We start from the raw sequence: 21,967 nt of genomic DNA on the forward strand, positions 1-21,967 counted from the left end.
TATTTTACATAAAATACTGGTCTAGTTTCGTGATGTCTTTTTTAAGCAATTTGTCCTTTGATAACTTCAAAAGATATTATTTTTCAGTTGACATACTACCGCAGGTCTTTTTATTCCTTCTGTCTCTGCATGGGCGAATTTTGCTGCTTCATCCATTAAAACTTTCTCCCTTGCGTCATAGGCTTGTCGGAAAGAAGAATCCTGACTCATACGTTCCCATTTATTTATTGCTTTTTGTAAAATAGGGTCTTGGTTCATAGCAATATCCTCCAATAGTTTAGTTAAGTGCTCGTCCTCATTTGCTGAAAGCAATAAAAGCCAACGAACAAATGGATCTTTCCACGGATTTACTTTTTCTTCATGCCATTGTTCAGTTAACTTTGGAATTTCTATAATGTGGATTTCTATGTCTTCACTCAGGATTTTTTGTTGTTGTGTATTCCATAATATGCTCGATGTATGGAAGGCTGGGTGTTCCGAAAACATTACGAAGTTTAGTAAGTTTATGGTGATGGTTTTGTGAAGTGCACTGTAGGGCATCCCTTTTTGTAGTTGAGATGTGTATAGTCTTCCCCAATAATATAAACTGCGTTTAACCATATCGTGATTATTATTGAGGTCGGGTAAGTCGGAGTCCTCGCGGACTCTTTCTCCCCTCAGAACCGGACTTGTCCGTTTCCAAACATCCGGCTCAAGCCTTCTTTTTATCCCAAACAGCTAGTCGTTCTTCATCCATCATACGCCATTCTATTACCTGGATTCTTTCTCGAGGCGTTAATGAAATATGTTTGTTCACTTTCTTGTAAATATATGCTCTCTCTCGAAAGATAGGATGCTTTTGATGGAGTTGAATGTGACAAGATGTATGTAGAAGTTGAAGATTACCATATTCATTTGTTCCTCCGTACACTTTAGGAACTTTATGATGTATTTCTAGTGCTTCTCCGTTTTGTAGAGCCTCTTCACACATTGGACAGATATATTTCTGTTTCTTTGCAATCTTGATTCGAGTTAGCGTATTATTGTTCTCAAAATCTTTTTTATTTCGTTTGGCAAAATAATCAGAGAGTTCAGGATTATCCGGGCTGTTTTTGTATCTTATCCCAATATGCCTTACAATGGGGGTCCAAACCATTTTATAGATTTGATACTGTGTCTTTGGACAGGTAAGAACCCATTTATCATGTCCTCCATGCTTAGGTTTTCGAAAATATTGTTTTACAATCCATTTCCAACTTTTCTTTGGATGCAAATGTTTTACATGTCGTACAACATTTCCCCATATAAAGTAATCAATCGATGAAAACACCTTTTTCGATACTACATGTCTCCAGTAATACACATACCCCCGGATTATTGAATTTAGGTTTGTTAATAGCGTATAAACAGGTTTCCCTTTCAAGTTTTGGAAAGTTGTTTTAATTTTCTTCTTAGCTTTTTGAATGCTTGTTTTTGACGGTTTTATTAACAATTTATTCTTGTCTTGCACATATTGTTTAATATGAAAACCTAGAAAATCAAAACCCTCAGTAATGTGAGTAACATGGGTTTTATCTGTTGCTAATGTAATTCCGCGTTTCTCGAGATATGGTACTAACTCTCGATACAAGGATTCGGCTTCTTTTTTGGTTTGACAAGCGATGATAAAATCATCTGCGTAGCGAACCATTGCTTTTGTACATTTGACATGAATATTATAGATAGTACCTTGTCTTTTTGTGTTACTCTTACTGTATCTAATACCGAGTTCTTTCTCCATACCATGTAAGGCGATATTAGCCAAGAGAGGTGAAATCACTCCTCCTTGAGGAGAACCTGCTGTTGTAGGGTGAAACACTTGATTATCTACATACCCAGATGCTAACCATCTTCTAACAATTTCTTTTGCTGGGAAGTTTTGAATTTTCTCTAAGATGTGTTCATGATTGAGATTATCGAAACACCCTGCAAAATCCCCTTCAAATACCCAAACTTTTTTGCTTTTGGAGTTTAGTTTATTAAAGATATTCGCTATGGCATCATGCGCACTACGCTTTGGACGGAATCCGTACGAAATGGGTTCAAATTCTGCCTCCCACTCCGGCTCCAGGGCGTTTCTGACGATATTCTGCCAAATTCTATCCTTAACTGTCGGAATGCCCAACGGGCGTAATTTTCCATTTTTCTTCGGAATGTGTATGCGCTTTACTGCTCTCGGGCGATGTAATTTGATATTTTGGGAACTCATTTGATGAAACAATGCTACCCTAGACCTAGGTGATAATATACGTTCTCCATCAATACCCGCTGTGCGCTTCCCACGGTTTATTTGTGTAACTCTTTTAATTGATAACAATAGATTCGCTTTGCTCCGAAGCATAAGACGTTGTAATTTTCTTACTCTTCTACTTTGGTTTTGTTGTTTGGCACGAAAAATTCGTTGTCGTAACTTCCTTACATACCTTTCGATTTCTTTCCATTGAATTGTAAACCAATCTGTAAGTGAAGGAATAGCCGACGCCTTGTGAGCTGTATCCATAACTAGATTCCTTCCTTTCGGCAGAAGTTTTTTTTCGCTTTTTTTCGTGTTGAAGACCTGTTGGAAGTCTGCACCCTTTCGGGTTGCATCATTAGTTTTTTTTTTTTCCCTGGATGCTATTCGCACAGTTATGAGTTCCTGTTGTCTTTCGACCTTGCGATTTTCGCTTTTTCCAACATCCCATACCCTCTATAACGTCATTTTGCCTTACGACATCCTTACTGTACAACGTACAGATTATATAGGGCTTACCAAGTTCCACTTCTAATAGATACGATGAGGGAAGGTACCTTCTTCTACTCCGACGGATATGTAGGTTGTCTCTCAGTAGCATACAAAGTCCACTTTTCTAATCCGCAGTTCCAATGTATCAACGTCTTTCATTAGATTTGTAGTAACGAAGCTTAAGAAGGTTCACTGTCGTTTACCTTTCTCATCTTTCCCTAGCACGGATTGAATGTACGTTCATCGCTTCCTTATGCATTCCCTCATGCAACCAACCCTGCCATTACTGGCAACGCTGTTTTGGGTGGAAATATTCTTGACAACTAGAATAGCGTATCCTTATGGATACGCACTATTATGAAGCGACTTCTTGTCGCGCTTGTATTTCTACATTAACTTTTGTTCCTGTGTCTAATGTCGCTGAAATGTCTAAAATAGATAACTTATCCTCTTCATATTCCCTGTGTAAATGTGGATCTTCTAGTTGTAGAGAAGCAATGGGCGACTCTAAAGACTCTTGTAACATAGCATTTAAAAATGCAATTAGAATATCTTCGCTACCATTCGTACCAAACAATTGTTTAAATGCAAAATCAATGCGTAAATTAACTAACTGTTGGTTGAACAAAGTTTGTCCTCTCCCTTATATGAAGGTGCTTCTTTCCTTCATTGTACATAAAAAGAACTAGAGTATGCAAACAAGCCATTCTTCTATTTTTTAGTAGTGTTATTAGAATGTCACAGGTAAGTATGGTTATGTTATACTCTAGTGAAATTAAAAAAATATTTTTGTTTATATCGAGGTGAAGATGCTACATATGCAAAAAGATATTTTAAAACTATTAGATAAAAAGCAAAGTAAGTATGAATTTCCTGCCTTTGATAATGAATATATGGATATTTCATAAGTGAAATTCTCTCTTTTCTTTAAAGATACTAAGGATTGGCTAATGGTGTTTCAAATTGTTGGTGTAGGTTCATTAGGTGTATGTAATGATATTCAAGTATATGGCGATAGAATTACTCATTCAATGGGTGATGATTGCATTTTACAATTAAATAATGGCGATTATGAGTTGTTTGATGATGAAGGTGAATTTATACCGAATATTTATAACGGCAGTTTAAAAATTCGCGAGCATCATTTTGAATATGAATTTACAGAAGAAGATTATATAAATAATGGAATAGAAGTACAAACGACAGAGCATTATCCAACATACTTCATGCGTATGCTTGCTACTAATGAGGAAGTTCAAAAATTATTGTGGTGGGATAAAGGAGAAATTTTAGAAGAGTTCGGTTTAGAAGGCGACTGGGAAGTAGCGTATGAAACGGAAGAATGGAAACATGTTGAAGACGAAAAAGTAAGTGAAAATGAATTCTTCCAATCAGTAGCCGCTGCAATAGAGAAGAAAGATCCAAGTGTTATTGTGAATGAAAATGCTAATACGCATTGGAGAAATTGGATAGAGTTTGATTGTGACTGAAAAGGATAGGAGAAAGAATAACAAATGAAAAGAAGAAGAAAATCCGGAGAAAAAGTACAAATGCATCGTTTTGCACTACCTCTATGCTACGGAAGTGGAGCACCATATTATTATTACGAGGTAGCGCCCCATGAAAGAGAGGAACGCTTCCATTTAACATCAGATCTTTGTGTAATGGATGATGAACATTATTTTATTAGAGGATGTTTAGAGCTTCCTATCATTGACTACCACGAAAATTTCATATGGACTGTGTGGGTATCACTTAGTAAAGAAAGTTATGATGAAGTATTAGAAAAGTGGGATGAGAGAGGCCGAGAAAATAGTGATCCTTATTTTGGTTGGTTATCTGTAGAAATACCAGTTTATCCAGAAACATTAAATTTAAAAACAAATGTACATATAAGAGAAGTTGGAACGGCACCGTATGTTGAATTAGAGCCAACCGAGCATCCTTTAGCGATCGAACAAAGAAATGGAATTACTTTAGAGAGAGTTAAAGAAATACAAGAAATGATTCAACGACATAACTAGATTAGAAGAGAAAAAAACGAGTGCTAGCACTCGTTTTTTTCTTTACACAACCGCAGGATTATAAATCATCGTAAAGTGTCCTGGTAATAATTCAATGTGACAAGGTGTATGAAGCGAACTTTCTCCATCTGTATCTACTTCTTTTTCTTCTTTCGTTTCAATATGAATGGATTTCGCTTTTACGTGGAAGATGTCATTTTCATTTGAATCCTCGAATAGTTTCTTTCCGATGTAATCTTTAAATGCTTGAATACCTGTTGATTTGACTACGAAAATATCAAGTGTTCCGTCATCACATTTTACGTTTGGAATAAAGGATGGAATACCACCAAGATATTCACCATTTCCAACCATGACAAGGACAGCTTCGTCTTCATATACTTGTCCGTCATAAGTAATTTTTACTGGGAATGTTTCAGCATTTTTTACAGTTCGAATTGTGCTTAAATAGTAACCGATTTTACCAAGCTTTGCTTTTTCATCTGCATCGATATTGTTTGATACTTCAGATACGAGACCAATCCCCCAGAAGTTTAAGAAATGTTGTCCATTTGCTTTTGCAACGTCAACTGGTTTTATATGTTCTTTTGTAATAAGTTTTGCCGCTTCTGCAATGTTTTGCGGAACGCCAAGTGTGCGAGAGAAGTCGTTGCAAGTTCCGCCTGGAATGATTGCAAGTGTAGGTCTAGTTTCAAGAGGTGCTAAGCCATTTGTGCATTCAAATACAGTGCCGTCACCACCAAAGACGATAATTAAATCTACTTTACTAGCAAACTCTTGGCAATATTTTGTTGCATCACCTTGCTTTTTCGTATGAAGGATATGTAAGTCAGGAAAAGCTGCGGCAAGAGGTGGTACGATTTTCGTTAAATTTGTATGTAAGTCACCTTGTCCAGCTTTCGGATTTACGATGAGGAGTACTTTTTCAAATTTTGTCTTTGTCATATTTCATCTCTCCCTGTAGTTTGTAATGGAAAGAAAGGAGCTGTTCCCATGTATTTTAGAACAGCTTCTCCCTATTAATTGGATGCTAACATTGTCAGTTATTGTCGGTAAGTCGATATATTTAAAAAATCGCCGATATACATTTTATATACTATCAATTTTTTAAGTTATACGCTTATTCCGTTACAACTGAAGCAATGAATGGTAAGTTACGATATTTTTCCGCACAGTCGATACCGTATCCAACGATGAATTCGTCTGGAATTTGGAAGCCAACATACTCAGCTGTTAAGTCTACTTTACGACGTTCTGGCTTATCAAGTAATGTACAGAACTTGAGTGCTTTTGGTTTATGCATAAAGAAGTGGTCTTTTAGGAAATGAAGTGTTAAACCAGAATCGATAATATCTTCTACAACAATTACGTTTTTTCCAGTAATGTTTACGTCGATATCTTTTAGTAGTTTCACTTTTCCTGTTGTTTCTGTTTGATTTCCGTAGCTAGATGCAGAAATAAAGTCAATTGTTACATTATTTTTGATGTGACGAATTAAATCAGCAGCAAATACGAATGAACCTTTTAATACTGCGATAACTACGATTTCTTCTCCTTCAAAGTCACGTTCGATTTGAAGTGCTAATTCTTTAACTTTTGCTTGTAATTGTTCTTCAGAAATTAAAGTGTCTTTTATTTCAATATTCATTGTAATCCTCCTACAGTGTAAAACTTGCGAACATTTCGACTGTAAAGGATAGAATAGAAAAAGTCAAAGGAGATAGTAATTTTTTACAAAGATAACGCCAAAATCATCTGATGATATGATATACTAAGTGTATTAAGAAAACGCTTCCATAAAGGGTGAATATGATGAAGAAGAAACAGTACACAAGTGTAACATTTATAAAAGCATTACTTTTAACAATTGTTCTTGGCCTGTTGGCTTACGTAATTGATGTACCTGCGATTCGTATTTCATTAATTGGAATGACTTTAGTGTTAGGAGCAATTTCGCACGGTATGATGTCGCAGCTAAAAGAAGCTGGACTTGATGATATGAGAGATCATATAGATAAAAAGTAAGAAACCTTCATTATATCGAGTGAAGGTTTTTTTGTTTCTTACAAAAATGTAAGGTAGTTGTAAGGCAAATCGATAGTTGCATAAGAGCATTTTGGATAAACTATGGGTGTAAGGTAAAAGGCAAGCATATTTTAGGTAAATTAAGTTTTAGGCACTCTATATGTGAAAAAGGAGTAGGAGGGCATGGAGAAACGTTGGACGACCTTTTCTTTTTTAGCGACTAGTAACACCGTAATGCTAGATGGAAAAATGGATTTTTTGCACTTGTTTGATCGTGAAGATGATCATTCTTCTTCTAAATTTACAATGAAATGGAATAAATGGAGCGAGAGTTGTAGGTTTGAAGAAGAGGCCCCTAACGAAGAGCAAAAGATTATTTTAACAAACCCTATTAAAGCGTGGGTTGTTCAACGTCGTAAGTGTAACGTCAAAAATCACTTCAAGAAAACTGAGCCGAGACAATTAGTTATCGCTCCAGCCCGTTCTACTTCCAAATCACGCGAAAGTAACATGTAAATAATTGAGACACACACCCGAAAAAAACATCGTACATATTGCGATGTTTTTTTCTTTTTCTACAATGAAATCTTTAAGTGAAATATATTTCATCTGCATCTTATATTTATATCTCTTGCTTATTCTAGTAATACATCTGGTGCGAGTTGATGTGAATAAAATATAAGGAGAGAATTAAGATGAAAAAGAAACTATTACCAATTTGTGCAATGGCACTTTTAACAGTAGGATATTCTTCAGTAGCGAGTGCAGATACTGGAACAGTAACAAAGGAAGAAGCGCAAGTGCAACAAGATAAAGCTAAAAAAGAAGAAGCAATTAAGGAACAGCAAAAAAGTGAAGTAGAGAAAAAGCAAGCGGCACAAGTACAAGAAAAAAATGATATGGCTAAAAAAGAAGAAGCAATAAAAGCTGAGAAAAAAAGTGAAGAAGAGAAAAAGAGAATAGCGCAAGAACAGTTAAAAAACGATATGGCCAAAAAAGAAGCAGCGATAAAAGCCGAGCAAAAGAATGAAGTAGCTAAAAAAGAAGTAGCAAAGCCAGTTATACAAGGTGAAAAATTACCAAATACAGCATCAAATAATGTAGCAATGATGGGATTAAGTGCATGTCTTGTAGCGGTAGGTACATTATTTGGTTTGAATCGTCGCAATAAGATTAAAGCGTAAATAAAATATTTTCCTATAAAGAATGGGATAATTTCATATATTAAAAATGGTAGGTTACTCCTACCATTTTTGGCATGGAGGAATGAAGAATGAAGTTACTCAATTATATCGGTATCATATTGATGGCTATAGGGCTATTCATGGGATCCTATTATGCTGTGGAATGGTATAAAGGAAGAAGCTCTGCCGGGCAATTAACTGCAGAAGAAATAAAGAGTCTTAAAAATATACAAGATACTCAACTTTCTCATGAAACACCTGTAACTTCTCAAGTGCCTTCTTCTCAAACAGAACATAAAGAAGGAGAAAAGGTAGCGATGTTAAACATACCGAAAATAAAGAAGAAGTTTTCTATATATTGGGGAGCAGATGATACGACTTTGAAAAAAGGAGTGGGTATGTTCGTTAGCGATTTAACGACAACTCCATCTGGAGGGGGACATACTGTACTCAGTGGACATCGAGATACTGTATTTACAGATTTAGGAGAGTTGAAAGAAAAGGATACTCTTATTTTAGAGTATGATAATAAAACGTACACATACGAAATTCAAAAGACGTGGATTACCCATGCGGATGATCGCACTGTTATTATAAAAAAAGAAGAACCGATATTAACACTGACAACTTGTTACCCATTTAATTATATAGGGGATGCACCAGATAGATATATTATCGAGGCGAAGTTAACTGCTAGTTATTCAAAGTGAAATTATAGTTTCTGAAAGCGAGAGGGGGATAAATAAGTTATGTCAAAAAACATTTTAATTGTTGAAGATGAAGACATATTACGTGAAATATTAAAAGATTATTTTTTAAGTGAGCAATATGTAGTGTTTGAAGCGAGGGACGGGAAAGAGGCTTTAGTTGTATTTGAAGAAGAAGAGGTTGATTTAGTTATTTTAGATATTATGTTGCCAGAACTCGATGGATGGTCTGTTTGCCGAAGGATTCGAAAGACGTCCGAGGTGCCTATTATTATGCTGACGGCGCGTGTAGATGAAGACGATACGTTACTTGGTTTTGAACTTGGGGCAGATGATTATGTGACGAAGCCGTATAGTCCGCCAATTTTATTAGCAAGAGCGAAAAGGTTGTTAGAAAGCAGAAAAGTGACAAAGCAATTTTTAGAGAATGAAGATGATACATTATCAATCCACGGCATTCACGTTCATTTTCCGTCTCGCACTGTTACGGTAGATAGAACCGATATTAATTTAACGCATACAGAATTTGAAATATTAGCGTATTTCATGAAAAATCAAGGAATCGTTTTAACGCGAGAGCAACTCATTTCAAGAATTTGGGGATATGAATTTGCTGGTGATGATCGAACGGTGAATAGTCATATTCGTAATTTAAGAAATAAATTAGGAGAGAAAGCAAAGTACATTACAACTGTAGTACGAACTGGTTATAAATTTGAGGGGAATATATGAGAAAAGGAATTGTACTAAAATTATTTACTCTTACAACAGCATTATGTATGTTGATTTTAGCGACGATATTTATTGGACAAACGATATTTTTTAAACAATATTATGCGAATCGAAAAGTGGAAGATATTAAAGTAAATTTAAATTCCTTTGAGAAGAATTATTTAAACTACACAGGAAACGTAGAAGGAATTCAGAAACTTGAGCAAGACTTTTTAAGAGAAAATAATACGTGGATTACGACATTAGATAAGAACGGGAATTTAAAACATGCAGATGATTTTTATTTTGAAGTAACGATAGATCGTAGGCAACAAAAGAGCTTTGGACAACAAATATTCAAAATTCCTTTATACAACCTCGTCAATATAGAAGAGATTGATAATAAATTATCAGATCAGTTTCTAGGCCAAGGAATTTATTTTTCTGGAGTAAAAAAAGGAGATAGTTTTATTCCATTCTCTTTCTCGTTATCTAAGCAGAATTTAAGTGGATCTAATAAACCGTTAGAAAAAGCAATTAAGGAGAAAATGAGTAAATTAGATGAGGAGAAAAAGAAAGCAGCTGAGGAACAAGTAAGGAAGGAAAAGAAGCCGGCTGTTCAGGAGCAAGCTGCCCAAGAACCAGATGCTTATATAGGTGGGTTTGTTACAAAAGTACAGTTTCCAGATGTAAAAGGCCCCGTAAATCCAATTTATAAAAATACTTTATTTTTGGATAGTATAAAAGAATTTCAAACGGATGTATTACTAAAAGAGAGTAATCAAATAGAGTATTCAACAAAGACAATGGACTATGAAAAGAATGATATAAAATATAAATTATTAATGAAACCAATAAAAGAAAAAGATGGATCAGTAACATATATTTATGCGATGGCTTCTTTACAGCCTGTAGATGAAGCTGTACAAATGGTGCAAGATTATTACATCTATATCATTGCATTTGTAGTCGTTCTTATTTTTTTAGCTTCGTTTTATTATTCAAAACAAATTGCAAAACCATTATTAAAAATAAATGATACGACGAAGAAAATAGCACAATTAGATTTTACAGAAAAAATACCGATTACTTCAAAAGATGAAATTGGAGATTTATCGAAAAATATTAATGTGCTATCAAATAAACTCCATTCGCATATTGGGCAGTTAGAAGAAGATATTGAAAAGGAAAGAAAGTTAGAAAAGACGCGAAAAGAATTCATTTCTGGTGTTTCACATGAATTAAAAACACCGCTAAGTATTATGAAAAGCTGTATTTCTATTTTAAAAGACGGGGTAGCTGAACATAAAAAAGAGTATTATTTTCAGGCAATGGAGAGAGAAGTAGACAAAATGGATACGTTAATTTTGGATATGCTTGAGTTAGCTAAATTTGAATCTGGTACATATAAAATGAAAAAGGATTCGTTTTATATTGATACAGTAATTGAAGACATATGTGAACATCTATCTGTGGAAATAGAGAAAAAAGAGCTTCGTGTTCATAAAAATATATGTTCATTTGAAGTGATTGCAAATCAAGGCCGGATTGAACAAGTCATCGTGAATTTCATTACGAATGCCATACGTTATACACCAAATAAAGAAGATATTATTATTTCTACAATAGATGAGAAGGATCGTATAAAAGTGTGCATTGAAAATAAAGGTACTCACATTGAAGAAGAACAATTAGATAAAATTTGGGATCGTTTTTATCGAGTGGATACAGCTCGTCAGCGTTCACAAGGTGGGACGGGACTTGGGCTTGCCATTTCAAAGAATATTTTAGAACTACATGATACTGAATATGGGGCAGGAAATACAGAAGATGGTGTGTTATTTTACTTCTATTTACCGAAAAAAGCGTAAATAATATGATTTACGCTTTTTTAATTTATTTTCATATTATCTTTACCTAATCTTTATTTTTAATCAGTATAATTTGTTTAGAATATGAGGTTATGTAAGGAGTCGATGAACCGTGCATAGCAATTGGCTAAGTATAATGGTATTTATTTTCTTTTGCGCATTTATTGTATTTTTAATTGATATTACGATATGAAAAAAGAGCGCTCATTAAGCGCCCTTTTTTTGTGTATTCATTTGATAAGCACTGATGCTTTTGAATAATCGTGGTGAAGTGATAAATAAAAATATAAGTAAAACGGTACATAAAATAAAAGAACCAAGCATTGTACTTCCATTTACGATTAATGAATATAACACAGCTGATTGACCTTTCGGTGCATATTGTCCCCAGAAAATAATGCCGGCAATAAAGTGGCAGAAATAGCGAGCAAAGCTACCGATAAATGTAGCAAGGATAATATAAGCAAGGACTTTCTTACCCTGATTTTGTTTTGATGAAGGTTTGTCTTTACGGTTACCTAAATTTGATTGTTCTAAGCTATTTTCATTGGATGTTAAAAGTGCTTTTTGAATTGGACGATAGAATAAGCCAGCAAATCCGATAAAAGCAAAGGCAATGAAGTACTCAATGAATGCTTGAACAGGTGTTAAAATATAAGCATCTCCCACGACAATTTGTAATAGTCCCCAAACTAAACCGCCTAAGAAAGCTGATTTAAAGCCCCAGCGGTAAGCAATAATAAAAATAGGAATCATAGCGAATGAGATAGAACCGCCTGTTGGAAGTTTAAGTGATAATGGTAAAATATCGATAATCATGGCGAAGGCTGCAAGAATAGCAGATTCGATCATCGCTTGTAAATTGGTGTTACGCATGTTGTTTCCCCCTAAATCCAAGTTATACAAAAAAGAATAGATATCATAGGAGGATACGAAATACGTAAATAAAAATGAGGTATGTATTTCGGACGTTTGCACAATCCCTGCGTTAGCATTAACTAACAGGTTCGAAGGGTCGGAACGAAGTGTTCCCTCTCAGCGGCATGGCTCCCCCAGTGATAACGAAATTCTTTATTTGCTATTGTTTATTGTAAGCGAAATGGATGAGAATGGCAAACGAATACAGTATGACAATAATTGAAATAGAATTGTAGCGAAATGTTAATAAATATGAAGCAAAAGGGTATAGTACAAGAGAAATTGGGTGTGGTATAATTTTTTTGAAAATAATTATCATTCTCTTCTGAGGGGGAAGGTTATGAGCTTAGTAGATATTAAAATTGGAGAGAAAGTGTTAGTAAAAAGTATTCAGTCTTTAGATCAGCTATTAAAGCGTAGACTAGCTGCTTTCGGTCTTGCTGAAGGAAGCGAACTTCGCCTGAAACAGAAAGCGATGTTCAAAGGTCCTTGTACATTGGAGTGTCGTGGACAGTTAATTAGTATTCGTCATTGTGACGCGAAAATGATAAAGGTGGAATTAGCGTGAATAAGGTAGCTTTGCTAGGGAATCCGAATACAGGGAAGACATCATTATTTAATGCACTTACTGGTTCTTATGAGTATGTAGGAAACTGGAGCGGTGTAACAGTAGAAAAGAAGATTGGTAAATTAAAAGATAGACAAGGAACATTAATTGATTTACCAGGTGTTTATGATTTAAATCCAGTTTCACGTGATGAAGGTGTTGTAACAAACTTTCTATTAACAGAAGAATTTAATCATATGTTAAATATCGTAGATTCCTCGCAGTTTGAAAGAAATATGCATTTAACGTTGCAGTTACTTGAATTTGGTAAGCCAGTCTCAATTGGTTTAAACATGGTTGATGTGGCGAAGCAAAGAGGAATTGTCATTGATGTAAAACGATTATCAGAGCTATTAGGTGTAACAGTCGTTCCTGTTGTTGCAAGAAGTGGAAAAGGCTGTGAAGAACTGCTTACGACTCTTAAAGAAAATAACAAACAAGAGAAAAAGCCATTTCTTATTTCATATGGTGTACAAATGGATGAAGGAATTGGAGAAGTAATTGCTCTTTTAGAGACAGCGAATTACGAGCATCCGAGATGGTTAGCACTTCAATTTTTAAGCAATAACGAAGTAGTAGAAAAAGAAATGAAAGCATTACCAATTTATAAGGAACTCATAGCCATTCGATCTCGCTTAGAAGGAAAACTTGATTGTACGTTAGAAGAGCACATTTACAAAACTCGTGAAGCGTATATTGAAAAGTTAAAAACAAATGTTATGAAGCATGAGAAAGAAGGAAAAATTCCTTTTTCAGAAAAAATTGATAGATTAATTACACATAAAATTTTAGGACTTCCAATCTTTTTAGCAGTTATGTTTTTTATTTTTCAGGTTACGTTTACGTGGATTGGTACACCTTTATCGGATATGTTAGATGAGTTTTTTGGTGGCCAGCTTACGGATTGGGTGACGGCTGGACTTACAAGTATTGGAGCTTCTGATTTTATTCAAGCGCTCGTTACAGAAGGTATTATTGCCGGTGTTGGTGCTGTATTAGTATTCGTACCACAAATCTTTGCACTATTCTTTTTTATTTCATTATTAGAAGACTCAGGGTATATGGCGCGAATTGCAGTTGTTATGGATAGAATTATGGAGTTTTTCGGCTTAAACGGAAAAGCTTTTATTCCGATGATTATCGGTTTTGGATGTAACGTTCCAGGTATCATGGCTGCGAGAACGATTGAACAGGAAAAAGAACGTTTACTTACCATTTTAGTAACACCATTTATGTCTTGTTCAGCACGATTACCTGTATATGCATTATTTGCGGGCGTATTTTTCCCGCATAGTCAGGCGGCTGTTGTATTTTCTTTATATGTTGCAGGGATTGTTCTTGCGTTATTAGTTACAAAAATTATGTCTCTTACGATTTTGAAAGCGGAAAAGTCTATTTTCGTAATTGAATTACCGCCTTACCGTGTGCCACAAGCAAAAACATTATGGCTAAGCACATGGGAGAAAGGGAAAGGATTTGTTCGTAAAGCTGGTACATTCATCTTTGGTGGTTCGGTTGTCATTTGGTTATTAAACTATGCAGGTCCATCAGGATTTGGTGTTGATATGGGAGACAGTTACTTAGCGATGATTGGTGGATTTATCGCACCACTATTCGCACCGCTCGGCTTCGGAACATGGCAAGCTGCAGCATCCCTTTTAACAGGATTTTTAGCGAAGGAAGTTGTCGTTTCTACAATGGCAATTATTTATGCAGTTAAAGAAGATGTGCTTGGAAATGTAATGGGAGCACATTATACAGCATTATCAGCTTATGCATTTATGTTCTTTATTTTATTATATGTTCCGTGTTTAGCGACGGTAGCTGTTATTAAACGTGAAACAGGATCAGCGAAGTGGACGATTTTTTCAGTCGTTTATCCACTCGTAGTTGCTTATGTATTAACGCTCATTATATACCAAGTTGGATCCTTACTCGGATTCTAGAAGGAGATGTATTGTGATGATGGTCAATATTATAATTGGAGCTATCATTTTTGGTTATGCAGCATATACGTTAGTTAATTTTGTAAAGAGAAGTAAAAAAGGAAAATGCGCAGCATGTTCTTTAAATAAGTCATGTCAGTCGCAAACTTGTAGCCCGGATATGGAGCAAATTGCTCATAATAAATAGGAAAAGCTTTGCGAATTTCGCAAAGCTTTTTTGTTTTACTTTTTACTTTTTAATTTTTACAAGTTGAGAAGCTTCTACGCCTTTGTAACCAGGGAATTCTTTACTTGGGTCTTTATCAAATTTTAATACACCTACAGATTTTTCATCACCTTTTACATTGCTGTAAGTTGCGTCATCAACAATCGCATACATATCTGTATATGCACGACCACTTCCGATAATTGTGTTGCCTTCATATTTTAATTTTGCCCCATCAAGTGCAGCATTTTCTACTTTTTCTTTTGCAAATAATACACCTTGTTCTGTTGTTACAGCTGGTAATTTATCAAGTGGTTTCGTGTTGTCTTTTTCATCAACTTTGCTAAGTAACTCTTTTTTCACTAGTTCTTCACCAGTTTTCTTATCCATTACAAGAACTTTTTTACCATCTAATGTTGTCATTTTCATTTTATAGAAGTCTTTTTCTTTCACTTCTTTTTTGTTTTTATCTGTAATTTGCTGAACTTGTTCTTCTGATCCGTACAGTACAAAGCCGTTCGCTTTTTCTCCTAATAAAGAACAACCTGATAATGCTCCAAATGAAATTGCTGCTGCTAATCCGATTCCTACTAATTTTTTCATGATGATTTCTCCTTTTATATGTTTTATAGTAAATACATTTTTGTATTAGTTCCGAAATGATGAGAAGCTTGTTTGCTGCTTCTGGTATTAGTGTATAAGAAATATGGAAACGTAACTATCGAGTTAGCTTACAGTAACATTACACTTATGTAATTTAGTGAAAGTGCGCAAAAGTAAGTTAATTTCAAAGAGGGATAATGAGAATATATTAGAAATACAATATTGTATATAGAATGTCATATTATAATGGATGTATTTTGGAAATAACATGTAAGGACATATTAGTTTTGTTATAATAAACACATAGGCTGTAAAATGAATATTCTTTACTGTAAAGGGAGATTTTTCAGTTTTCCAAGTAGTGAATTTGAAATATGAGGTATATCATAGGAGGAATTTAGATGTCTGTATTTAAACGATTAAGAGATTTAACAATGTCAAATGTGTATTCGTTAATTGAAAAAGCGGAAGATCCAGTTAAGATGACTGATCAATATTTACGCGATATGCAAGCCGATGTACAAGAGGCTGAGAAAAGTGTAGCAGCTCAAATCGCACATGAGAAGAAATTCAAAATATTATTTGAAGAGCAAGAAGCACTTGTGAAAAAACGTGAAGAGCAGGCTCATATGGCTGTTCAAGCTAATAACTTAGATCTTGCGCGTCGTGCATTAGAAGAAAAACAAAATGCAGAGCAAAAAATGAATGAGTATAAAGCAAGCTACGAGCAAAATAAAGCTGCTGCTGATAACCTGCGCCTAAAGCTAGAAGAAATGCGCAAGCAATTAACAGAGCTGAAAAATAAACGTGAAACACTTGTAGCGCGTGTAAATGCGGCGAAAGCACAAAAGAATATTAATCAGGCGATGTCTGGATTTGATTCAAATTCAGCAAAAGCTGGTTTAAGCCGTATGGAAGAGAAAGCTCTTCAATTAGAGGCTGAAGCGGAAGCAAGCGGTGAAGTTTATAAGAAAGAAAAATCATTAGATGATGAATTCGCAAGCTTAAACAAAAATTCTGCTGTTGACGATGAATTAGCTCGTATTATGAAGCAGTATGAGAAATAATATAGAATAAAGACAAATGAACCGACATGTCTAAATATATTCATGTCGGTTTTCTATTATATTTTAGAGGAGGTTTTGCAATGACATGGATGAATGTAGTTGCCATGCTTGTATGGACTGGAGCGAGTGCAGTACTTTTATTTGCAATTATGTGGGTTGATTCGATTTTTACAAAATACAATGATTTAAAAGAAATCAAAAATGGAAATACAGCTGTAACAACTCGTTTTATTATGAAATTATTTGCACAAGGGTACATTTTATCTCAATCGATAACGAAAGCAAATGATTTATGGCAAGCACTTCTTGCATCAGCAGTTTCTTTCGTTATTTTATTAGTGGTAGAAATGTTTATCGAATTCGTATTAAAGAAAATGTCTGGTCTTGATTTAGAAGAAGGTACGAAAGAAGGTAGCGTTGCACATGCGATGTTAGCTGGATCATTACATATTGTTGGTGCACTAATTTTAGGTGCGTGTTTATAAAGAGAAAAGGAGGGGTAGATTATGAGTTTATTTAAACGGATAAAAAATATAATGAAAAGCCCAGAGCCACTGAAGCCGGAAAAGAGTCTTTTAACGTTAGCTCCTGGCGATATGATTGAAGTTTCATTAGTTATGTATGAATTAATTGGGAAAACGAGTATGCATTCGCGCAAGGAAATTGTTTTGACATTGCAAGATGGAAAAGATATTCGTTATTTAAAAATTGAAGATCGAGAAAATACGTATTACAAATTATATACTCCAATTGATGGTCGCTTAGATTCAATTGATGAAATTCCGACGACAATTGAAATGGATGATACCGAGTATCATATGGAAGAACAATATAACGGACGTGTTGTTGTGATGGGAAAAACTCCATTCTCAGCTTCAGAAGAACAGTATATATGGGAATTCCAATCAGATAATCGAAAATTATTGCGTATTGAATGGCAAAATGGTCGCACAATGATGTATGAGGGAGAAGCAATCATTCCTGCTGATGTACAAATTATAAGAGCAACGTAAGGGGGCGTAATCATGTCAAACCGATTGTTTACCATGATTAAATCGTTTGTGATCCCTATACTTGCTATCGTTATATTACTTGTTGTTGCTGGTTATGCCTTATCAGGTTGTCAAGGCGGGCAGACAAAGTCGATTCAAGACCGTTATCCACTTGAATCTGTTGCCAAGGAAGGTAAACAAGAATCTTACGTGTATAGGGCCGCCAATCGGTCAGTTCCTGAAGTAGCGAAGGAACTCATTAACGAAAGAGAACCGAAGCAAGCATCTAAAGAAGACGAAAATCAAATGTTCCTCGTTTATTCTGATAAGATTTATAACCTGCAAAAGGATAAAGAGAAACCATCTGATACGTTAATTGAAATAAGTAATAAAGAATTTGTCCGTCAAAATTACCAACCGTCCTTCTTGCAAGGATATATTATGGGTAGCATATTAAACGATATATTCGGTTCACGAAAATCATCGTACGGTGATTATCGAGGATATAATGACAGACAAAATCATAAACCAGTTATTCCAGAGAGACCACCTACGAAAGAAGAAAAGAAAACCCCACCTCCAATTACGAAGGAAGGGAAAGGGTCTATCATTAAGCGAGGCGATAATGTAGATTCGAAACCATCAGTAGGTGATAAGGGAAGTATTACTGAAAAAGGAAGTAATACGACGCCCCCACCTTCTACTGGAAGCAAGGGTAAAATTACAAAAACACCAGGCGGTTCAAGCGGATCAGATGTGAAGCCAAAATCATCTATTAAAACGCCGCCAAGGAATACATCTCCTCCGAAAACGAGGGTCGGTGGTTCAGGAAAAATTACGAAGAGAAGATAGTGTAGAGACCGAAAAGTGGAATTTGCTTTTTGGTCTTTTTGTGGGAATTAATTCCTTATAACTGGTACAATTGAAGTATAAGGAGGGGATAGTATGACTACGTATAAAAGATTTAGTGTAATTATGTTCCTTGTATTATTCCTCAGCTTGTTTATTAGCACGACAATGAAATTTCATTTTGTAGTAGGTATTCTATGGATAATGTGTACATGCACTTTATTGTTGTATATCCCGCTGCGTTTTCAACATGAAGTGACGGCTTTTCAAAAGTATGTAGCGTGGATTAAACGAGGGAGTCGGTGGGGCGAGTGAAAATATATCTACTTACTGAAAAAAACTGACAACGATAGCAACTTAATAATAAAAAGAGGGTGTGCCAAAATTTTGGCACACCCTCTTTTTCATAACGATTAATGAATATCACGTTTCTTAAAGTTACCGCCTTTTACTTCTGCTACGTCATAAACTGTAATAAAGGCATGTGGATCGATTTCATTAATAAGTTCTTTCATTTTACTTTCTTCTAAACGGTTAATTACACATGAAATTTCTTTAAACTTCTCTCTTGAATAACCACCGTATACTTCGTTATATGTTGCACTTCGGCCTAAACGATCGCGAATTGTTTCTACCATTAATTCAGGCTCTTTTGTAATAATTTTAAATGCTTTTGAACCACTTAAACCAACTTCAACGATATGAATCACTTTCGAAGCGATAAAGTAAGCAATTGCCGAAAGGATAGCTCCTTGCAGGCCGAATACCGTTGATACGAAAATAAATACGAACATGTTTAAGAATAAAATAAGGTCACTCGTTCCAAATGGTAACTTACGAGAAAGCAATACAGCAAGCATATCGATTCCATCTAATGCCCCACCGTTACGTAATGCTAGTCCCATACCAAAACCGATGATAATACCACCAACAACTGTAACTAATAATGTATCGCCTTCAATAATAGCTGGTATTCCGTGCATGACAACGGTACCTATTGCTAATGAAGCAATCCCGATAATGGAATAAATCGCAAAGCTTTTACCGATTTGCTTATACCCTAACCAAACGAAAGGAATGTTAATAACTGCGATTAGAGCTCCTAATGGCAATCCAAATAATCTTGAACTAACGATACTTAAACCAGTTACACCACCGTCTGATACGTTATTTGGAATTAATACTGCTTCTAATCCGTACGCTGTGATAAATGCCCCAATAATAATCATCAAAGCTTTTGAAGCAATTCTTAGCTTATTGGGCTTGTTTTTGATAATTTTCTCCATGTAATTTCCTCGTTTCAAACTAGTTTCTTATTTGTTACGTAATTCACACCTAAATTTTATTTTAACATTTAATTTGAAAAAATTCTCCTTTAATGGATGTATGCAGGGAATATTATCACCATATTATCTTTAAAATATTTTTGAAATCAGTATAAGAAATCCCATCCTTTCAAAGGATGGGATGCTATTAAGAAAATATAAAACTAAGTACTGATATGAATAAAGCGAAACCTAAAATAGTTCCACATATTTTCATATGGCGCTTACGTCCCATTACGACAATCGCAACATATTCACGAATCATTGCGTTAGGCCAGTAATAAAATGCAGTTTTTGACCCGATTCCTTGGCTATTAAGACCAGCTTGTCTAGCGTATATACCAGCGCGGAAAAGGTGGAAATTATTCGTTGTAAAAATACTTTTATATTTACCTTCAGGTTTTAAAGAATCCATAATTTCTTTAGAGAACAACATGTTTTGATATGTGTTTACAGAGCGATTTTCCTGGACTGTATGTTCAAGAGGAATTCTTTTTTCAACAGCATAATTTTGCATTGCTTCTGCCTCTGGAAGACCTTCATCTGGACCTTGACCACCAGAGAAAATAATTGTCGGTGGTGTATTTACAGCTGCTTGTTTCCAATAGAAGTCGATAGCTTTATTAATGCGGCTTGCAAGTAAGGGTGGTACTTTATCATTAATTAAGCCACTACCAAGAACGATAATGAAATCTTGATTACGTCTTGGTCTGTTAAATTGGTATAAAAAATAAGCGCTTAAGAAGTTAGATAAGTGTATAAAGAAATAGAAGCTTATAAGAGAAATAGCTGCGAAAATAGGCTCTAAATGCGATGAGACCAAACTTGCTGGATTTATGATAGGGAGTAACATAAAGAATAACATCCCTAAAGCAGCAAGGAGTGTTAAACAGTTAGTGAACCGTCTTCCTTCTCGCTTCATTAAAATTCTAGCATTAAGAAATAGCCCAAACATTAAAGCAACAATACCGAAAGGAAGCATAATAAGAAGTGCTAAAATAGGTAAAATTATAATATAGCGTAGGACATCACTACTTGAATTCACAGATATAATCACACAAAAAAGAAGGAAAAAACAGACAAAGGAATTAAATAAAAAGCCGTTTATTATTTTCCGCGGATCTTTTAAATATGAGATAAGAAAAATAATAAACAATATAAGAGGAATAATTCCAAAATACAGCATAAATATAGTACACCTCAACTTGTATAAGATTTTGACATACCTTTTATATTACATGATTTTATAAGTGAAAATGAAAGAAAAAGGATTTTGAATTTTCTCAATAAAATATATGGATACACATGTTACAATATATTCAAAGCGATATATTAAAAGTAAAATGGTTGAAAAGGCACTCAGTAGAGTGCTTTTTCTTTTTGTATGCAATTGTGCATATTATATTTTTTTTCAAATGAAGAGGATTACAATATAAGTTGTAGACAGACTTTATAAAGCAGAATTTAATACAAACATTTCCCTCTACTTTTTGTATCTAACAATCGTATAACAATAAATAATTCTGTTTTATAGTGTCTGTTTTTGAAAGGTGTCTTTTTTGAAGGCATCTTTTTTTGTTAGTATAGATAGTTTTCACTGTTAGCACAGTGTAAACTATCTATACTAAACATTAGCAATCTTCCGTATAAATATTATCAATTTACTATATATTCCAGTGGTGTTAACCTACATATGAAAGGCTTTCTTTTTCAAAATATTACCCCTAATAAAATTTTGAAGAAGTCAACTGTCTCCAAACTTGTCTTTATGCTTAAAGAAAAAGCACTCAAATTGAGTGCTTTTTCTTATTGAAACATGCTATTTTTCTAGGCGATTTTCATAAAATAAAAGTAAAGAAATGAAAGTGGGTGACAAAATGCCGGCAGTTGTGGAAGGTGTTATTATTGAAAACTGCAATGGAACAATTAATGTAGGTGACAAATATAACGTACAGCCGATTGAAAAGACGAAGGCTTATAATGGATCGGGATCATCAAATACAGGAATGAAAGTACAAACGTTTAGCGGGATTAGTACAGCTGATGTGTGGGATAATGATGCGAATGATCAGGGGATACAGTTTACTTTATAGTACAGTATGTAAAATTGCATAAAATGATGAACTTGTCCTGTGCTACAATCTAGCTGTGAGCTGTTAATGATTCTTCTGTAGTATAGTTGTTAGATTA

Annotated in this window: 23 protein-coding genes, 3 pseudogenes and 1 riboswitch; of the genes and pseudogenes, 17 read left to right on the forward strand and 9 right to left on the reverse strand. The window is 34.7% G+C overall.

What is annotated here, in order from left to right; genetic code table 11:
• Positions 1 to 105: 105 nt before the first annotated feature.
• From MR168_RS07930 to MR168_RS07940, 3 genes and pseudogenes are all read right to left on the reverse strand, one after another.
• A pseudogene (locus MR168_RS07930) lies at positions 106 to 618 on the reverse strand (Rpn family recombination-promoting nuclease/putative transposase); the annotation flags it as partial.
• 73 nt (positions 619 to 691) lie between these two features.
• Positions 692 to 2,518 (reverse strand): group II intron reverse transcriptase/maturase, encoded by a 1,827-nt coding sequence (ltrA, locus tag MR168_RS07935; RefSeq protein WP_086411375.1) that lies wholly within the window; start codon positions 2,516 to 2,518, stop codon positions 692 to 694.
• A 604-nt stretch (positions 2,519 to 3,122) separates the two neighbouring features.
• A pseudogene (locus MR168_RS07940) lies at positions 3,123 to 3,371 on the reverse strand (Rpn family recombination-promoting nuclease/putative transposase); the annotation flags it as partial.
• A 190-nt stretch (positions 3,372 to 3,561) separates the two neighbouring features.
• On the opposite strand from MR168_RS07940, the pseudogene MR168_RS07945 reads away from it, so the two are divergent.
• Both MR168_RS07945 and MR168_RS07950 read left to right on the forward strand, forming a co-directional pair.
• Positions 3,562 to 4,233: pseudogene (locus MR168_RS07945) on the forward strand (DUF7003 family protein).
• Positions 4,234 to 4,257: 24 nt separating this feature from the next.
• Positions 4,258 to 4,767 (forward strand): DUF2199 domain-containing protein, encoded by a 510-nt coding sequence (locus tag MR168_RS07950; protein ID WP_086411371.1) that lies wholly within the window; start codon positions 4,258 to 4,260, stop codon positions 4,765 to 4,767.
• A gap of 42 nt (positions 4,768 to 4,809) precedes the next feature.
• Here MR168_RS07950 and MR168_RS07955 read toward each other — a convergent pair whose 3' ends face one another.
• Together MR168_RS07955 and hpt are read right to left on the reverse strand one after the other, a co-directional pair.
• Positions 4,810 to 5,712: a diacylglycerol/lipid kinase family protein gene (locus MR168_RS07955; RefSeq protein WP_000167897.1), complete on the reverse strand. Its 903-nt coding sequence runs from the start codon at positions 5,710 to 5,712 to the stop codon at positions 4,810 to 4,812.
• A 175-nt stretch (positions 5,713 to 5,887) separates the two neighbouring features.
• Positions 5,888 to 6,415: a hypoxanthine phosphoribosyltransferase gene (hpt, locus tag MR168_RS07960; protein WP_006928622.1), complete on the reverse strand. Its 528-nt coding sequence runs from the start codon at positions 6,413 to 6,415 to the stop codon at positions 5,888 to 5,890.
• A 161-nt stretch (positions 6,416 to 6,576) separates the two neighbouring features.
• Between hpt and MR168_RS07965 the strand changes: the two genes are divergently transcribed.
• The 6 genes from MR168_RS07965 (at position 6,577) to MR168_RS07990 (ending at position 11,265) form a co-directional block, all read left to right on the forward strand.
• The gene (locus MR168_RS07965) at positions 6,577 to 6,792 is read left to right on the forward strand and encodes a hypothetical protein (RefSeq protein WP_002001286.1); all 216 of its coding nucleotides are present in this window, start codon (positions 6,577 to 6,579) and stop codon (positions 6,790 to 6,792) included.
• 183 nt (positions 6,793 to 6,975) lie between these two features.
• Positions 6,976 to 7,308, forward strand: coding sequence for a hypothetical protein (locus tag MR168_RS07970; protein ID WP_000415613.1), 333 nt, complete (start codon positions 6,976 to 6,978; stop codon positions 7,306 to 7,308).
• 179 nt (positions 7,309 to 7,487) lie between these two features.
• A complete protein-coding gene (locus tag MR168_RS07975) occupies positions 7,488 to 7,976 on the forward strand; it encodes an LPXTG cell wall anchor domain-containing protein (protein ID WP_006928625.1) in 489 nt (162 codons plus the stop codon).
• A gap of 89 nt (positions 7,977 to 8,065) precedes the next feature.
• Positions 8,066 to 8,686, forward strand: a complete 621-nt coding sequence (locus MR168_RS07980; RefSeq protein ID WP_000771592.1) for a class D sortase — start codon at positions 8,066 to 8,068, stop codon at positions 8,684 to 8,686.
• A gap of 39 nt (positions 8,687 to 8,725) precedes the next feature.
• Entirely contained in the window at positions 8,726 to 9,415 is a 690-nt protein-coding gene (locus tag MR168_RS07985; RefSeq protein ID WP_006928626.1) for a response regulator transcription factor, read from the forward strand.
• On the forward strand, positions 9,412 to 11,265 hold the full coding sequence (locus tag MR168_RS07990; protein WP_086386043.1) for a sensor histidine kinase: 1,854 nt from the start codon (positions 9,412 to 9,414) through the stop codon (positions 11,263 to 11,265). The genes MR168_RS07985 and MR168_RS07990 overlap by 4 nt, the downstream gene beginning before the upstream one ends.
• Positions 11,266 to 11,472: 207 nt before the next feature.
• On the opposite strand, the gene thiT is transcribed toward MR168_RS07990, so the two are convergent.
• On the reverse strand, positions 11,473 to 12,141 hold the full coding sequence (thiT, locus tag MR168_RS07995; RefSeq protein ID WP_001246588.1) for an energy-coupled thiamine transporter ThiT: 669 nt from the start codon (positions 12,139 to 12,141) through the stop codon (positions 11,473 to 11,475).
• 86 nt (positions 12,142 to 12,227) lie between these two features.
• A riboswitch (TPP riboswitch) is annotated at positions 12,228 to 12,329 on the reverse strand.
• A 194-nt stretch (positions 12,330 to 12,523) separates the two neighbouring features.
• Between thiT and MR168_RS08000 the strand changes: the two genes are divergently transcribed.
• Genes MR168_RS08000 through MR168_RS08010 form a run of 3 tightly spaced genes read left to right on the forward strand, consistent with a single transcriptional unit; the run spans position 12,524 to position 14,923 of the window.
• Complete coding sequence (locus tag MR168_RS08000; RefSeq protein WP_000060512.1) at positions 12,524 to 12,751, forward strand: FeoA family protein; 228 nt, start codon at positions 12,524 to 12,526, stop codon at positions 12,749 to 12,751.
• The gene (feoB, locus tag MR168_RS08005) at positions 12,748 to 14,736 is read left to right on the forward strand and encodes a ferrous iron transport protein B (protein ID WP_086411372.1); all 1,989 of its coding nucleotides are present in this window, start codon (positions 12,748 to 12,750) and stop codon (positions 14,734 to 14,736) included. Before MR168_RS08000 ends, feoB begins: the two co-directional genes overlap by 4 nt.
• Positions 14,737 to 14,752: 16 nt before the next feature.
• A complete protein-coding gene (locus MR168_RS08010; RefSeq protein ID WP_000989598.1) occupies positions 14,753 to 14,923 on the forward strand; it encodes a FeoB-associated Cys-rich membrane protein in 171 nt (56 codons plus the stop codon).
• Positions 14,924 to 14,965: 42 nt separating this feature from the next.
• Here the strand turns inward: MR168_RS08010 and MR168_RS08015 are convergent, their stop codons facing one another.
• Positions 14,966 to 15,544, reverse strand: a complete 579-nt coding sequence (locus MR168_RS08015) for a lipoprotein BA_5634 family protein (protein WP_000737468.1) — start codon at positions 15,542 to 15,544, stop codon at positions 14,966 to 14,968.
• Between the two features lie 401 nt (positions 15,545 to 15,945).
• Between MR168_RS08015 and MR168_RS08020 the strand changes: the two genes are divergently transcribed.
• The 5 genes from MR168_RS08020 (at position 15,946) to MR168_RS08040 (ending at position 18,767) form a co-directional block, all read left to right on the forward strand.
• Positions 15,946 to 16,611: a PspA/IM30 family protein gene (locus tag MR168_RS08020; protein WP_242291227.1), complete on the forward strand. Its 666-nt coding sequence runs from the start codon at positions 15,946 to 15,948 to the stop codon at positions 16,609 to 16,611.
• 80 nt (positions 16,612 to 16,691) lie between these two features.
• Positions 16,692 to 17,096, forward strand: a complete 405-nt coding sequence (locus tag MR168_RS08025) for a DUF350 domain-containing protein (RefSeq protein ID WP_000220087.1) — start codon at positions 16,692 to 16,694, stop codon at positions 17,094 to 17,096.
• A gap of 21 nt (positions 17,097 to 17,117) precedes the next feature.
• Entirely contained in the window at positions 17,118 to 17,624 is a 507-nt protein-coding gene (locus tag MR168_RS08030) for a DUF4178 domain-containing protein (protein WP_000051739.1), read from the forward strand.
• A gap of 12 nt (positions 17,625 to 17,636) precedes the next feature.
• Positions 17,637 to 18,455 (forward strand): DUF4247 domain-containing protein, encoded by an 819-nt coding sequence (locus MR168_RS08035; protein ID WP_000071190.1) that lies wholly within the window; start codon positions 17,637 to 17,639, stop codon positions 18,453 to 18,455.
• A gap of 93 nt (positions 18,456 to 18,548) precedes the next feature.
• Positions 18,549 to 18,767, forward strand: a complete 219-nt coding sequence (locus MR168_RS08040; RefSeq protein ID WP_086411373.1) for a hypothetical protein — start codon at positions 18,549 to 18,551, stop codon at positions 18,765 to 18,767.
• 98 nt (positions 18,768 to 18,865) lie between these two features.
• Here the strand turns inward: MR168_RS08040 and MR168_RS08045 are convergent, their stop codons facing one another.
• Positions 18,866 to 19,738: a YitT family protein gene (locus tag MR168_RS08045; RefSeq protein ID WP_000411245.1), complete on the reverse strand. Its 873-nt coding sequence runs from the start codon at positions 19,736 to 19,738 to the stop codon at positions 18,866 to 18,868.
• A 187-nt stretch (positions 19,739 to 19,925) separates the two neighbouring features.
• Positions 19,926 to 20,963, reverse strand: coding sequence for a YdcF family protein (locus MR168_RS08050; protein WP_242291228.1), 1,038 nt, complete (start codon positions 20,961 to 20,963; stop codon positions 19,926 to 19,928).
• Positions 20,964 to 21,636: 673 nt separating this feature from the next.
• On the opposite strand from MR168_RS08050, the gene MR168_RS08055 reads away from it, so the two are divergent.
• Positions 21,637 to 21,870, forward strand: a complete 234-nt coding sequence (locus MR168_RS08055) for a spore germination protein (protein WP_002001299.1) — start codon at positions 21,637 to 21,639, stop codon at positions 21,868 to 21,870.
• Positions 21,871 to 21,967 lie beyond the last annotated feature (97 nt).

Source organism: Bacillus cereus group sp. BfR-BA-01356 (assembly GCF_022663635.1).
In the GTDB taxonomy this organism is placed as follows: Bacteria; Bacillota; Bacilli; order Bacillales; family Bacillaceae_G; genus Bacillus_A; species Bacillus_A cereus.

Bases quoted from the DNA above. Each gene is read 5' to 3' on its own strand.
- ltrA (WP_086411375.1), bottom strand. From the start codon at position 2,518: ATGGATACAGCTCACAAGGCGTCGGCTATTCCTTCACTTACAGATTGG.
- MR168_RS07950 (WP_086411371.1), top strand. From the start codon at position 4,258: ATGAAAAGAAGAAGAAAATCCGGAGAAAAAGTACAAATGCATCGTTTT.
- MR168_RS07955 (WP_000167897.1), bottom strand. From the start codon at position 5,712: ATGACAAAGACAAAATTTGAAAAAGTACTCCTCATCGTAAATCCGAAA.
- hpt (WP_006928622.1), bottom strand. From the start codon at position 6,415: ATGAATATTGAAATAAAAGACACTTTAATTTCTGAAGAACAATTACAA.
- MR168_RS07965 (WP_002001286.1), top strand. From the start codon at position 6,577: ATGATGAAGAAGAAACAGTACACAAGTGTAACATTTATAAAAGCATTA.
- MR168_RS07970 (WP_000415613.1), top strand. From the start codon at position 6,976: ATGGAGAAACGTTGGACGACCTTTTCTTTTTTAGCGACTAGTAACACC.
- MR168_RS07975 (WP_006928625.1), top strand. From the start codon at position 7,488: ATGAAAAAGAAACTATTACCAATTTGTGCAATGGCACTTTTAACAGTA.
- MR168_RS07980 (WP_000771592.1), top strand. From the start codon at position 8,066: ATGAAGTTACTCAATTATATCGGTATCATATTGATGGCTATAGGGCTA.
- MR168_RS07985 (WP_006928626.1), top strand. From the start codon at position 8,726: ATGTCAAAAAACATTTTAATTGTTGAAGATGAAGACATATTACGTGAA.
- MR168_RS07990 (WP_086386043.1), top strand. From the start codon at position 9,412: ATGAGAAAAGGAATTGTACTAAAATTATTTACTCTTACAACAGCATTA.
- thiT (WP_001246588.1), bottom strand. From the start codon at position 12,141: ATGCGTAACACCAATTTACAAGCGATGATCGAATCTGCTATTCTTGCA.
- MR168_RS08000 (WP_000060512.1), top strand. From the start codon at position 12,524: ATGAGCTTAGTAGATATTAAAATTGGAGAGAAAGTGTTAGTAAAAAGT.
- MR168_RS08010 (WP_000989598.1), top strand. From the start codon at position 14,753: ATGATGGTCAATATTATAATTGGAGCTATCATTTTTGGTTATGCAGCA.
- MR168_RS08015 (WP_000737468.1), bottom strand. From the start codon at position 15,544: ATGAAAAAATTAGTAGGAATCGGATTAGCAGCAGCAATTTCATTTGGA.
- MR168_RS08020 (WP_242291227.1), top strand. From the start codon at position 15,946: ATGTCTGTATTTAAACGATTAAGAGATTTAACAATGTCAAATGTGTAT.
- MR168_RS08025 (WP_000220087.1), top strand. From the start codon at position 16,692: ATGACATGGATGAATGTAGTTGCCATGCTTGTATGGACTGGAGCGAGT.
- MR168_RS08030 (WP_000051739.1), top strand. From the start codon at position 17,118: ATGAGTTTATTTAAACGGATAAAAAATATAATGAAAAGCCCAGAGCCA.
- MR168_RS08035 (WP_000071190.1), top strand. From the start codon at position 17,637: ATGTCAAACCGATTGTTTACCATGATTAAATCGTTTGTGATCCCTATA.
- MR168_RS08040 (WP_086411373.1), top strand. From the start codon at position 18,549: ATGACTACGTATAAAAGATTTAGTGTAATTATGTTCCTTGTATTATTC.
- MR168_RS08045 (WP_000411245.1), bottom strand. From the start codon at position 19,738: ATGGAGAAAATTATCAAAAACAAGCCCAATAAGCTAAGAATTGCTTCA.
- MR168_RS08050 (WP_242291228.1), bottom strand. From the start codon at position 20,963: ATGCTGTATTTTGGAATTATTCCTCTTATATTGTTTATTATTTTTCTT.
- MR168_RS08055 (WP_002001299.1), top strand. From the start codon at position 21,637: ATGAAAGTGGGTGACAAAATGCCGGCAGTTGTGGAAGGTGTTATTATT.